Raw genomic sequence first — 13145 nt, 5'->3', positions numbered from 1 at the left:
TGAAAATAAAGCCATGAAAAGAAGGAAGATTATTTTTTTCAATTGAAGAATATTTAAGATTTCTAAATTGGTTTTAAAAGTTTACAGACTAGAGCTATTGGGATTACCTTCTCGTCTGCGACCATTTTTTTAATTTTCTTTTGTACCAAAACATATTCCATTGATAGCTAATGCCCCCTAATTCCCAATTTACATCAAATTTGTCATCATCATTTTTGCGATACGGTGGTAGTGCAATTTTGCAATGAAGCATCGACGGATTATTAATTACAGTTTTTAAATAATCAGGATCAAGATTATTTTTCAGAAAATATCGAATATCTATTATAGTTTGATTTTTTTCAGCTTTGTAAATATGTAAATTGATGTCATAAATCAAATCGTAAATTTCTTTAAAATCTGTAATAGCTTCACTAAAGCTTTTTGGTGTTTTACTCTTGTTGAGTTTATTTCTGTTGATTCGCTGAGTAAAAAAGTTTTCACCTTCTATTTCCGAAATATTAGATAAAAGAAACACGACATTGTTCGAAATAAAATTCCAACATTTTAACCTTGCCAATTCGAGTAATTGGGTTGTTAGATTTTGGATGTCTTTTTCAATACTATTTTTCATCTTTAATATACGTAGGTGTATTTGCCTTCAGAAAAGACATTTCCTGTAACCGCATCAATTTGTATAAACGGACACTGATTACATTTTTTTGAGATGTCCCAGTAATACAATTTTCGTTTTCCTTTTTGATATCCTAAAGTGCTTTTTGCATAAATGTAAGTTTGAAAAGATATCTCAATACTATCTCCTGTAATGCCGTATCTCTTGGCAATTTGGAGTGCCTGTTTTTCTGTGATTTTGACTTCATCCTTGTTTTTTTCTTTGCACGAAGTAAAACAAATAGAAATTCCAATAAAAAGGACAATTAGGGCAGATGTAATATTCTTTTTCATAAACTACTTCTTCTTAAACTTATATTCCCGTTTATTACTTTTCGGATTAAGATCTACAAACTCGTAGTCTTCAAAATCTGCGAAACGGGTTTTAAAGAAATCGCTGGCTTTTTCTACCGACCAAGTTTTTGGATAATGAAAACCATCGAATTCGACGTTTTGAAGATGCAGTTTAAAATCATATCTAAATTCGTCGTCGCCGACATAAGTCAAAGCGATTTTTCCAGACCAGTCAATATCAAATTGGTTGAAAGCTGTTGGAGTAATTTGAATACAATGATTGGCACAGCTGTCGTGTCCTAATAAATAGATTCCGAAAGCGACATCGTCATAATCATAATCGTCATCAAGCGGAAAAGGGTCTGCCAGTAAAACGTCTTTTATAAGATCATTAAAAACGACTTTTTCAGATGGTGTGCTGATTTTAATTCCGTTATCGCCCCAAAAAGTCGAAGACATGGTGCAGCGATGGAAATTTCCCCAGACTACTTTAGAATCCCAGTCGCTATCAACGTCTTCTTCCTCTTCTTCGTCATCAAGGTCTGTGTCGTCTTCAGCGTAATAATTTTCGGTTTTTAAATGAAAATCAAACCAAATCGTTTCGTCTTCTTCAATTCTGCCGCTCCATTCAAATTCTTCTAAAGCGTGACCGTTTGGATACGGATTTTCTAAAAAATAGATTCTGTTGGGGTTATTCATGTCTTTTGATTTTCTAAAGACTAAAGATAGAAACAAAACGTATTCTTACAAATTTTTCTGGAATCTTCTAGTTTTTTTGCCTTCAGTTGGATTGTTTGAGTTAGAGGGATTTTATAAGAGCTCTTTGTGGAGTAAAGTAAATAAAAAACAAAAGCTACATGTTTTTATGTAGCTTTTGTTTTAATGATTTGTATTGTGTTAAACTGTTGCAGGCACGGATTACAAATCCGCGCTATCGGGTGCAATCGGGTAACCTTATTTCAGGACGAGATAGGCTTTACGTTGCTTCGGTTTTTTTATTAAGTCAATCTTATCATTCAACAATAACACGAATTGCAAATCTGGAAAATACAACACCTATTACAACAATTGCATTTAACTATTTCAATAAGCCATTTACAGTTTTTTCCAATTTGGTCATGCGGTCTTTCAAGTCTTTTATTTCAGATTCTTTGCCCGCTAATTCTTTTTTCTGATTTTCGATTTCTGTTTGTTGTGTTTTTACGGCTTCAATTAAAACTGGAATAAAACCTTGATAATTTACCGCTTTATAACCATCGATTCCAGTTGTTACTAAATCCGGTAATATTTTTTCTACCTCCTGTGCAATAACACCATATTGTTTTCCTTCTGAAAAACCTTTATCAGGAAATTGCTTTGTATTCATAAAGTATGATGTCCCACGAAGACGATTTACTATTTCTAATGGTTTTTGTAGTGTTTCGATATTAGTTTTATAACGAGCATCTGATACAATTAATGCAGTTGTTGATTTAATTGATCCATTTACATCCAGCTTTTGAGCTGGATTAATTGTGCCAATACCTACATTCCCATTTTCATCAATCGTCATTCTCGTAGCATTAGAAGTCATAAAACGCAAATCTGATAGGGAACCACTTTGATAATAAGATGTTATAGCAGATAAAGAAGTAAAACTTCCGCCTACCATACCTCTAAAACCAAATGTCCCAAGTTTGTCCCCTGCAACAATATTTTCAGGAACGGCCACCGTGCCTCTGGATTTATCTGCATAAAATTGAGGCCCCGCACTAGCACTTGCCGTATATTGATCAGAAACTATACTAGCCCCATTTATCCCCCTACCATCACTTATATCACTTACCATATGAAATCCATATGCAGGACTTGTTGTTCCAAGCGCTAAATATCCATTTTCATTTAATGTCATTTGCGCTTTACTTGATCTATTTAAAAAAAAATAAAACGCAGATAAATCGGTCCCTCGATAAGCAGATACAATACGGCTAAGTTCCGTTGCACCTAAAACAGGAACCTCAGTATTAAAAGACATAACCCCCATTGGAGTACCAACAACTGAAGTTGGACGCACAAATGTTAAAGTTGAACCATCACTTGCACCACTTTCAAATATAACATTATTACCAAATCGATCATCAGATTTTAAATGAATTCCAGCTAAAGGCGTATCTGTACCAATTCCCAGAAAACCAGAAGATGTCAATCGCATTTTCTCTGTATTATTGGTAATAAAAGGAAGATCAAAATTGTCTTTTGTCCCTATTGTTTTTAATGCTCCATTAGTATTTCCATCTAGTAACCACTCATTTGCTACATCTGTAGAAGAAGATACACGAACCCATTTTGCACCATCATTATAATATTCACCCGGTATAACTGCATTTGTTCCAGTTGTGGTTGCAGTGTTCCAAACATGCATTCCTGCCACATGTGCAGTCATAGGAGTGAAATTATTGGTTCCTGTTAATGCTACTTTTGTTAATAAAAGACCTTTGTTGCTAGTGCCATCGGTTCTGTTTAAATCTAAAACAGCATCTTTATTTGGGTTGTTGGTTGGCATTCCTACTTGTGCATTGGCATAAGTTAAGGACAGCCCTAAGCAGAGAAGGGCTAATTTAAAAGACATTTTCATTTTTCTCTCTTTGTTTAAGTTTGTTTTAATTTTTTTATTAATTCCGAAAAGCTGGTAAGGCGGATAAACTTTAAAGGGCAGGATGCAGGGAATTGCAAATGAAAATTTGTAATTTTAAAAATCTATTTTGCACAACTATTGTGGTATTGCTGTGTTAATTTTAAATAGATTTGTTTTGGAAAGTTTAATTTTACAAAACGATTGCAAAGCAAGTAAAAGATTACAAAGTGTCGAACTAAACCAACTTGTATCTTACCAAGAGATTTTGTTTTTTACCAGAGCGCTTTCCGCATTAAGAATTTTAAATACCTTTGATCAATGAATACAACAGCAAAAACAAAACATATCGGAAGAAATATTAACCGTATTAGAGAACTAAAAGGCATGAAACAGGAAGCCTTGGCACTCGCCATTGGTGTAAGTCAGCAAACGATTTCTAACTTGGAAGCAAGTGAAAACATTGACGAAGAAAAACTGCTTGAAATTGCTAAAGCGCTTGAAGTGAGTATTGAAGCCATTAAAAATTTTTCGGAAGAAAACGTGATTAACTACTTTAATAACATATATGATAACGGTGCTTTTAACAAGCATTATGAGAATTGTACTTTCAATCCTTTAGATAAAGTCGTAGAGCTTTACGAGCGTTTGATTCAGGCAGAGAAGGAGAAGAATGAATATTTGGAGAAGTTATTGGGAGGAAAGTAGTTCCTTTTTTATGATATAAATGGAAATGCGCAAAGGTTTTTTGGAAGGCTTTTGCGTATTTTTTTGTTTTTGTGCCAGCAAGGAGTGAAATTACTTTGTCATAGCAAATATAATCACAAAAAAAATACAAAAAAAGCGTATTTTTTTTGCAAATTCTTGATATAGGTTATAATAACTTTGCTATAAAATCAGTTTATCCACGCAGTATTGTCATTTCGACGTAAGGAGAAATCTCCGCAAGTAGCTCCGCAAAGATTGGCGACATGCTTTGCGGAGTTTCTAGTGCGATTTCTCCTTTCAGTCGAAATGACAAAACGCCGTCAGTTCGCCCAGTATGTCATTTCGGAACGAGACCCGAGCGATAGCGAATAGGCAAAGCAAATCACACTCGTTTATCTACAAAGATTGGCAAGTATACTTTGCGTCCGGATGCTTTGGAGCTGTAAAAATGTTTTTTAGTTTAGTACTTAAATTTTAGTCAAATTTTCTGCCCCATAACCACAACTAGGACAATATATCGCTCGTGAAGTTCTAAAAGGTTTGCTGCAATTAGGACAATCTTTTCCAAAATGACTGCTTCGATGGTGTAAAATAGCTAAGGGATTTGATTCGTATTCTCCTGTTATTATGCGATACATTTCGAGAAGATAGCGGTATTTTTCAAAAGTTTCAATTTTCTCTAGCCAAACAAAATCTTTGATATTTCTTCTTTCTAATTCTTTTTCAACTACTTTTTTTCCATGCATAAATGCTTCCATGCATAATTTAAATTCTTCGTCATTTAGCATTTTGACTCTTGTATCACAACGCCAGCAGAATCTTTCTTCCATTTTTTTTCTTTTTATTGTAAATTATTCACAAATTAAAGTATCAAAATCTACATGAAGCTGAGTAGTTTCTTTGTCAACATTAACCCAATTAAAGTTTTTTAAAACATAGGCATTTCCTCCATCAATTTTAACCCATTCATCTATTCCTTTGGCAGCATTCATTAAATCGTTTTTTGGTGTCATTCCAATAGGAGCAACGAAACTCCTGCCTTTTGTTAAAAATTTACAATTGCTTGTTTCGATTTCTGATTGTGTAATGTATTTTGATTTTGTTAAAGTTGGAAGAGAATTATGCACTTGAAGTGGAGACATCGAAGTACAAGAAGTCAAAAATAAAATCACACCAATAAGGTTTAGCTTGAGTAGTTTATTCATTTTAGATAGATTTAGTTTTATAAAATAAGATATTTCGTCTAGCTTTTTTGATCTCAAATAATTTGCCAATTGTGTCTTTTATCAATAAAAAATCTCCAGCTAGTGCGAGCGTCTCGTTTGTGCCAGCGGGAAATAATATTTAAAAAACCGCTGTCACTAAATAATTTCTTCAAGTTTGTAAACTTCTCCCCATCTATTTAGCGTGCGACTATCATAAATGTTAAAAGGAATAATTGAACTATCTTTTTCGGTAGACAATCCGGTAAATGTCCAAAACAAATCCTCAAACGTACAAACCAAATATCCTCTATCATTAAAGGAGTAGTCTCCAACAATCTTATAATTTTGTAAATGCTTAACTTCATGCTCATCCATAGGGCGAAAGGCATCAACGACCTTTTTTGTTAGCTCAACTTTACCATTCTCAAAAAACTCTAGTTGATTTTGGTAGATTATACAAAAAAACAAACCACCAGCATGAAGATCAGTATTGGCGATTAAACTTGACTGGTATTTTTTATTAATTTCTATTTTCATTAGTACATTATTAATGAGTGTATTCAACTGGCTAGAGCGGGGACAAGATTCGAGAAAAATATTCTATTTTTCTAATTCAGCTTTTAGTTTTTCAACTATTTCCTTTTCAAATTCTCTTTTCAGCATTATATTTTGAAACAAACCCAATTCCTGATTAACTAACTGCCAACCCGTTTTTCTGTTTTTGTGTACAGCCACTAGGGCGAAGTCTGTTCCGTCATCAATACTAGGTCTTGTCCATGCTTCTATTCTTTTTCCTTCTAAATCAAAATAAATGTTATGCCAATAGTCAGCTGTATTTTCATCTTTTAAATCAAGATTTGTTAGATGCATTTTTTCCAATGCCTCCAGAATTTTCTTTTCAGGACTTTTGATGTAATAAGTTTCTGCATAAGGATATTTTCCTGCAGCATAAATATGAAATGTAGAAAAAAACGAAATTAATTTATACGAAATGAAAAGTACTATCGCGATAAGTATAATCAGTTTTAGCTTGGATTTGGCCATTTTAAGGTATAAATTTTTAATTGCGTTTTGTTTGTGTTAGGGATGGAGAAAGTTTTTTCGTGTTTTTTAATCTATTATATTTATTACTTACGCTAGTCACAATCATTATGAAGATTCGTTATTACGTTTAGTTCTATTTTTTTCAATATTCCAGACTCAAATAATGCGTTAATTTTAGATTTATAGAATCCAAAAGAGCTGTTCCATATACCTTTTTGTTTCAAGGTTAATCCATATTTAGGAGATGAAGTTGGAAAAAAACCAGATTTAATTTGTTCAAAATTTTGCCTAGCTGTAGGACTTCTTAACAGAATCTTATTGTATATCCTGTCGTCCATGAAACAGATGGAAGGTAAGTTGTTTAAATTTTCTAAAGACATTTTAATTTTTTCGATTCTTCCATGCTTTATGTTTATAATTTTAGGCAACATGCAAATTAATACATATTTATAATTATAGTGACTCGCTTGTGTTCTCGCTAAAATATGGTCAACATGATAATTCGTAGGAATCTCATTTATGAATCTTAAGAATAGTTTTCTGTAGTTCCGATATTTAGCATTTACATATAAATAAAAAATATCTTTTTTATCAGAGAGTAAAAATGCATTGTTAATGTTTATTTTTCCAATCTTATATGCAGTAAGATTCATTGCTTGCTTAATTTCAAAAATATCGTTTCCAGCGATTGCTGTTTCTTGAGGATTTTTGCCATTAAAATTTTGACCTAATCCTCTTAGTGAATCATTCGTAATAATCTTTTCTACAGATAATTTCAGCATTTTAAAAATTGTATATTGTTGCTTGATCAAAGAAAATTTCTCCTGCTAGCGCGAGTGTCCTGCTCGTGCCTACCGATATAGCTCGGATTTGTAATACCGTGCCCACAAAGATTGGTTTGTTCTTTTTGTAAATATAAAACAAAAGCTATATGTTTCTTTGTAGCTTTTGTTTTAATGATTTTTATTGTGTTAAACTGTTATAGGGACGGATTGTCACGCAATCGAGTAATAAAATTATTCAATAGTTTTAGCCTTAATGATTCTTAAAGATTCTACATTTTGTCCATAAAACCTGCCCATAATTGATGTTATTTCATCATTATTATCAGTCAACCTATTTTCTATAATTTCAAATTGCAAATTTCTACCTAATAAGGCTTCCTCTTCTAAATCACCAAACATAGGATTAGATTGCATTGGAGCCATGAAAGTTCCTGCAGCGCAATCAAATTCTATATATGTTGGTCTTACATTATTTGTAAAATGCGTTTCTATACTTTCTAGATCTGTTGATGTTGATAGATATTCTTGATTACGATAAATATTATCCTCAATGAAAGGTAAAACTAAGTTTTCAACTGTCGCTCGATGTAAAATAATACGTTCTTCATTTTGATATTTATTTATAATTCCGTCAAGAATTTCTATATCTATTATTTGTTCTCTATTTGGTGTTTTATTGCGTAAATTATCATTTAAATTATAGCAAAATCTGTCAGTATTTGATTTGTATTTGTTAAAAACGATTTTCTCATCTTCATTTAACTCATCATAAAAATTTTGTTCATTCATAAGTTTATAGGTTGTATGGATTTGTAGTTTTATATTCCTTTTTCTGGCCAAGTAAGGAGACTTAGCATAACAGATTGTCTTTCTTAGATAGAATGATGCTAAGAGTGGGCTTAAGGTACGAGCTTGAAAGTCATTATGTCTTTTTTTTTTAATCAACTTTTATCCATATATCCCCTCTGCTAGTGCGAGCGTCCCGCTCGTGCCTGCAAAGTTTTTAAAATTGGTTTGGATAGTTAGTCTTCACGAGCGATGCGAAGATTATTTATCATAATTACTTGTCCCATATAAATATATACTTTTCGTATCTTTTCTAATTGCTTCTGGTAAAAGATTGAAAAGGATATTTACAAAAGATTTTTTACCTGTATTTCCAATCAATTTTAGACTCATTTCTTTTGTTGGATTATCACTGGTTATTGTTTCTGATATATTAAAAATTTTTTCAAATATTTCTCCAACACTATATATTAATTGTTCATTTTTTGCCTTTATTAAATCAATTGAAAGTGAATCCGAAAAATCAAATTTTACATCATCTTCATAATCATCTAAATATGCATTAAATAAAACTAACTCCACACTACCAGAGTATTTCCATTTCGTTCTTTTTTCAATTTCAATTCTTAATTCATTAAAGTTGTCAGGACAAAAAGTCCACTTTTCATCTCCTACCTTAGCTATAACAGTAAGATTAGGTCTAAAAGATTGAGGTTGATAACCGATGCAAAAAAAATCAATTGTTTCTCTTGATCTATTATTATAATAATCAACTTTTTTTAATATTTCATCTTCTGTAAAGCTATCTGGTTGGGCAAATAGTAGTCCAACAATTTTTGATTTATTTTTATCATATTTAAAAGAATATCCAATTACTCTTTTTAATTCTTCATAACTGTTTACTATGTGCATATTTTAGTTTTATATATTCATTATATTTGTATTCCATGTATACTTTATTTAAATAAGCTAATGAGATTTAAAAAATAAGAGAAGATACTGAATCCTCTTCCTCTTCCTCTTCCTCGATAATTTCAATTACAGGTTGTTGATAATGTCTTTCAATTCCCCAATTTTGAATTATCCAGTTTGTTAATTCGTCACGTCTTTTGTTGCAGCTTTCAGCGACCCAATCATTATATTCTGCAATTTTTCTTTCTTGTCTTATGTCTGAATTTGAGTAAGAAAAGCCAGTGCCTGCTATTCCTTTTTTTCTTTCAAATTCAAAGTTACTATATCGTGAGTTGTCTTTAGTAAGTACAAGATTAGATATATCATGTGTAAACCTTTCTCGTTCTTCTTTGGTCCATCTGATAAGCCAGTTTGAGTTTGGATCAGGATTTTGTGGTAAAATATGTTCGATTGTTGAGTCTGTCAAATCTTCCCAATTTAATTTTGATGGATTTTTGCCTTGTAGTAAATAGAGCTCATACTCAAAAAGAGTGTATTTCAATAATCTTCTGTGATGATACCATGTAAAAAAATGATCTGTTAAAGATTTTCTGAAATCATTTTCGGGAGAGTACCAGTTAATTGTTCCATAAATCCAGTCTGTAACTGATTTTAGAGAATGCTTAGAATGAAATACGTCATCAGACCATCGGTAGAATTTTGATAAAGCGGCATTGCTTCGTTTTCCTTCCCAAAGAAAAACTCTGTAAGAAAAGATTTCTATTGATTTTAAGAAATCAACATAATCGATATTTTGTACTTCACCATTTTCAGATTTGATTCTGGCAGCCACCAACAAAGGAAGATAGTTTGCAATATTTCCTGCATTCTTAATTTTGGTAAGCAGATTGAATTCACTTTCTTTAAGAGGAATATTGATAGGTTTAATAATTGCTGAATAATGTTTTGAGATTAATGCAAGACCATTTAAAAATTTTAAAAGAAAGTCTTTTACTTCATTTTTACTCTTAATTGAAAAATTTCGTAAAGGAATTACGTCATCAGCTTTAAAACCGCTGTAACCTTCCCAGTTTTTTGGAGTATAGCTTACAAATAATGCCCATGCGATGCGTAAACACTGGCTTTCACTACCACTACATTTTGCTATATTTACATAAACTTCTTTCCAGGTTTTATTTATTAATTTAGTATAGTCTTCTTTTTCTGATGCATCTGGAATGTTTCTATATACCCAATACATAAGATAATTTTTGAGTAGTTCCATTGAGGATAAATCTTTTCCTCTAGAATTCATAAGCTCAAAGGTCATTCCTATTTCGCTTTCTACTTCAATAGGATAAAATGAAAAGTTTAATTTTCGAATAATAGCATCAAATAAATCTCTTAAATAATTTTCTCCTTTTTCTGCTCTTATTTCCAGCTGTTCTTCAATATGTCTTTTCAAAAAAGAATATGCATCGTAAACTCTTTGTTGATGAATAGAATTTGGTTCCAAATTGCTCACTCCTTTTGATATTAAATCATAGTAGAAATCGGCTGTATCATTATTTAAGCGTAGTTTACTTTTGCTTCCAGAAAAAAGATAAATTGGAACTTCAGAATTAAAATCATCAGATATTTTAATAAGTTCTTTTAGAATAATTGATAAATATATGCTACAAGTTGTTAACCGTTGTTGTCCGTCAACTATATCTACTATTTCAAGTTTTTTTGTACCATAATTTTCTGTTGGTTTATAAATCGGCTGGTAAATAACAATAGTTCCTGTGTAGTGATTAATTATTTTATCATCTATCAAAGCATCAATATCCTGAACAAAATCTTTCCATTGTTTTATCTCCCAAGCATATCCTCTTTGGTAATCAGGTATTTGAAAAATCTTTCCTTCCAGAATATTTGATAAAGTTTTTTTCTCCATAAATTTCTTGTGTATGCTTTGTAATGGTTGTTATAATAATGTTTATTGCGAAGATAAAAAGAAACAAACATCGTATTTTATTTAAACAAACTTCTGAGTAAAAACACCTGATTTTATAATTATCGAAGGTAAAATTGTGCTATTATAAATTTGATTTATTTAATTGCTTTCAACATAGTAAGTAATTCTGGAATCTTACTTACCTGCGATTCTGTCCAGAAATAGTGTCTATAATCTGTAATGCCATTGTCTTTAAGATATATTGATATTCTTCTAGAGGTATTTTGAATATAAAAACTAAATGTTATTTCTTTAGAATTAAATGTATATGTTGTTGATTGATTCTTTTCGGTTTTGTCTTTTAGATTTGGAATAACATATTGTTCAATAAATAAAATAAATTCGTCAACTTCATTTAAATCAATCCAAGATGATTTAAAATAATTGTCGGTTAATGCCATTTCTACCTGCAAAGCTTTTATCTTATTGTTTGATTTTAAGTTAATTGCTTCAACAGGAAAGAAAACTAATACCTCTTTCAATCCAGTAGTAAATTCAGCTTTTACATTCCAATCCTTATTTATTTTCATTATTTCGGCATTTTCGATAAACTGGCGTGTTTCAGAATTCTTATTTTGTGAATAATTTTGGGTGATTATAAAAAGAAACAAAAATGTGGTGAATAGTTTTTTCATTTTAAAATTTATGGTTATTAGTTTAGTATGGTTTTCAAAACTAAGAACATAAAATCTAAATACATTACGGAAAACCGTAAACGCATTGTGAAAACCGATTGCCCTAGCCCTGATAGCAGCGGCATCCTTTTTAGGCAAACGAAAATAATTTTATTAAAACCGTCAACCTTCTGCCTAAAAAGATATAGCGGATAGCAGGAACTTGCTCCTAAAAACAATCCAAATTCCACTAAATAGTCAACATAAATCCCTCAAAAAATAACCACTAGAATTTTCCACAAAAATTTTGTAATTTTGCCGTCCAATAAAAGGAATTAGAAAATGTTAGATAGACTTCAATATGTAAAGCAGCGTTTTGATGAGATTTCGGATTTGATTATTCAGCCGGATGTTATTTCTGATCAAAAACGTTACAAACAGCTTAACCAGGAATACAAAGGGATAAAAGCGCTGGTTGAAAAGAGAGAAGAGTACATCATAGTTTTGGCCAACATCGACGAAGCAAACGAAATTATTGCTGACGGAAGTGATGCTGAAATGGTGGAAATGGCCAAAATGCAGTTGGATGAAGCAAAAGAACGCCTGCCAGAATTGGAGGAAGAAATCAAATTCATGCTGATTCCTAAAGATCCTGAAGATGCGAAAAACGTTATGGTGGAGATCCGTGCCGGAACGGGTGGGGACGAAGCGAGTATTTTTGCAGGAGATTTATTCAGAATGTACACGAAATACTGTGAAACACAAGGATGGAGAACTTCTGTTGTAGATATGAACGAAGGAACTTCAGGAGGTTTCAAAGAGATCATTTTTGAAGTTACAGGAGAAGATGTTTACGGAACTTTGAAGTTTGAAGCTGGTGTTCACCGTGTACAGCGTGTGCCACAAACCGAAACTCAGGGACGTGTACATACATCGGCTGCAACAGTTATGGTATTACCAGAAGCTGAGGAGTTTGATGTACAAGTAGATATGAACGATGTTCGTGTGGATTTCTTCTGTTCGTCTGGACCTGGTGGACAGTCGGTAAATACTACGAAATCGGCTGTACGTTTAACGCACATTCCAACAGGATTGGTAGCGCAATGTCAGGATGAGAAATCACAGCACAAGAATAAAGATAAAGCTTTGATGGTATTACGTTCTCGTTTGTACGAAATGGAATTGGCCAAAAAGCAGGAAGAAGATGCTAAAAAACGTAGCTCTCAGGTAAGTTCTGGAGACCGTTCGGCTAAGATTCGTACGTACAACTACGCACAAGGTCGTGTAACGGATCACCGTGTTGGTTTAACGCTTTACGATTTAGGAAATATCATGAATGGTGATATTCAGAAAATCGTTTCTGAGCTTCAGTTGGTTAACAATATGGAGAAATTGAAGGAAGCTTCGGAAGTTTACTAACGTAAACTTCTTAGATGCTAAGATACTAAGATTCTAAGGGACTAAGTTTTTCTCTTTGAACATAAATTTAAGCCGAACTTTTGTTCGGCTTTTTTTGTGGAAAAAAACTCAGAATCTCAGTGTCTTAGCTTCTTAGCA

At 32.2% G+C, this 13145-nt stretch carries 15 protein-coding genes; 2 read left to right on the top strand and 13 right to left on the bottom strand.

Annotation, left to right across the window (positions count from 1 at the left end; translation table 11 throughout):
• Positions 1-103 precede the first annotated feature (103 nt).
• From BM289_RS17315 to BM289_RS17300, 4 genes are all read right to left on the bottom strand, one after another.
• Positions 104-613, bottom strand: coding sequence for a hypothetical protein (locus tag BM289_RS17315; protein ID WP_091495875.1), 510 nt, complete (start codon positions 611-613; stop codon positions 104-106).
• Positions 614-615: 2 nt separating this feature from the next.
• Positions 616-945: a hypothetical protein gene (locus BM289_RS17310; protein WP_091495873.1), complete on the bottom strand. Its 330-nt coding sequence runs from the start codon at positions 943-945 to the stop codon at positions 616-618.
• A gap of 3 nt (positions 946-948) precedes the next feature.
• Positions 949-1644, bottom strand: a complete 696-nt coding sequence (locus tag BM289_RS17305) for a hypothetical protein (protein ID WP_091495871.1) — start codon at positions 1642-1644, stop codon at positions 949-951.
• A 379-nt stretch (positions 1645-2023) separates the two neighbouring features.
• Positions 2024-3559 (bottom strand): tail fiber domain-containing protein, encoded by a 1536-nt coding sequence (locus BM289_RS17300; protein ID WP_091495869.1) that lies wholly within the window; start codon positions 3557-3559, stop codon positions 2024-2026.
• Positions 3560-3877: 318 nt separating this feature from the next.
• Here BM289_RS17300 and BM289_RS17295 point away from each other — a divergent pair, with 318 nt between their 5' ends.
• Complete coding sequence (locus BM289_RS17295; RefSeq protein WP_091495867.1) at positions 3878-4264, top strand: helix-turn-helix domain-containing protein; 387 nt, start codon at positions 3878-3880, stop codon at positions 4262-4264.
• Between the two features lie 467 nt (positions 4265-4731).
• Here BM289_RS17295 and BM289_RS17290 read toward each other — a convergent pair whose 3' ends face one another.
• From BM289_RS17290 to BM289_RS17250, 9 genes are all read right to left on the bottom strand, one after another.
• On the bottom strand, positions 4732-5094 hold the full coding sequence (locus BM289_RS17290; RefSeq protein WP_091495865.1) for a hypothetical protein: 363 nt from the start codon (positions 5092-5094) through the stop codon (positions 4732-4734).
• 21 nt (positions 5095-5115) lie between these two features.
• Entirely contained in the window at positions 5116-5469 is a 354-nt protein-coding gene (locus BM289_RS17285; RefSeq protein ID WP_091495862.1) for a hypothetical protein, read from the bottom strand.
• Between the two features lie 156 nt (positions 5470-5625).
• A complete protein-coding gene (locus BM289_RS17280) occupies positions 5626-6006 on the bottom strand; it encodes a hypothetical protein (RefSeq protein WP_143102098.1) in 381 nt (126 codons plus the stop codon).
• A 63-nt stretch (positions 6007-6069) separates the two neighbouring features.
• Positions 6070-6513, bottom strand: coding sequence for a hypothetical protein (locus BM289_RS17275; protein WP_091495858.1), 444 nt, complete (start codon positions 6511-6513; stop codon positions 6070-6072).
• Between the two features lie 92 nt (positions 6514-6605).
• A complete protein-coding gene (locus tag BM289_RS17270; protein WP_091495856.1) occupies positions 6606-7295 on the bottom strand; it encodes a hypothetical protein in 690 nt (229 codons plus the stop codon).
• A gap of 234 nt (positions 7296-7529) precedes the next feature.
• On the bottom strand, positions 7530-8087 hold the full coding sequence (locus tag BM289_RS17265) for a hypothetical protein (protein ID WP_143102097.1): 558 nt from the start codon (positions 8085-8087) through the stop codon (positions 7530-7532).
• A gap of 258 nt (positions 8088-8345) precedes the next feature.
• On the bottom strand, positions 8346-8996 hold the full coding sequence (locus tag BM289_RS17260; protein ID WP_091495852.1) for a hypothetical protein: 651 nt from the start codon (positions 8994-8996) through the stop codon (positions 8346-8348).
• 67 nt (positions 8997-9063) lie between these two features.
• Positions 9064-10914, bottom strand: coding sequence for a DUF262 domain-containing protein (locus tag BM289_RS17255; RefSeq protein WP_091495850.1), 1851 nt, complete (start codon positions 10912-10914; stop codon positions 9064-9066).
• Between the two features lie 155 nt (positions 10915-11069).
• Entirely contained in the window at positions 11070-11609 is a 540-nt protein-coding gene (locus BM289_RS17250; protein WP_091495848.1) for a hypothetical protein, read from the bottom strand.
• A 321-nt stretch (positions 11610-11930) separates the two neighbouring features.
• Between BM289_RS17250 and prfA the strand changes: the two genes are divergently transcribed.
• Entirely contained in the window at positions 11931-13007 is a 1077-nt protein-coding gene (prfA, locus tag BM289_RS17245; RefSeq protein WP_091495846.1) for a peptide chain release factor 1, read from the top strand.
• Positions 13008-13145 lie beyond the last annotated feature (138 nt).

This window comes from Flavobacterium phragmitis, assembly GCF_900112575.1.
Classification (GTDB): Bacteria; Bacteroidota; Bacteroidia; order Flavobacteriales; family Flavobacteriaceae; genus Flavobacterium; species Flavobacterium phragmitis.
Note: the sequence above shows the minus strand (reverse complement) of the source record. Positions and strands in the feature narration are given on the sequence as shown.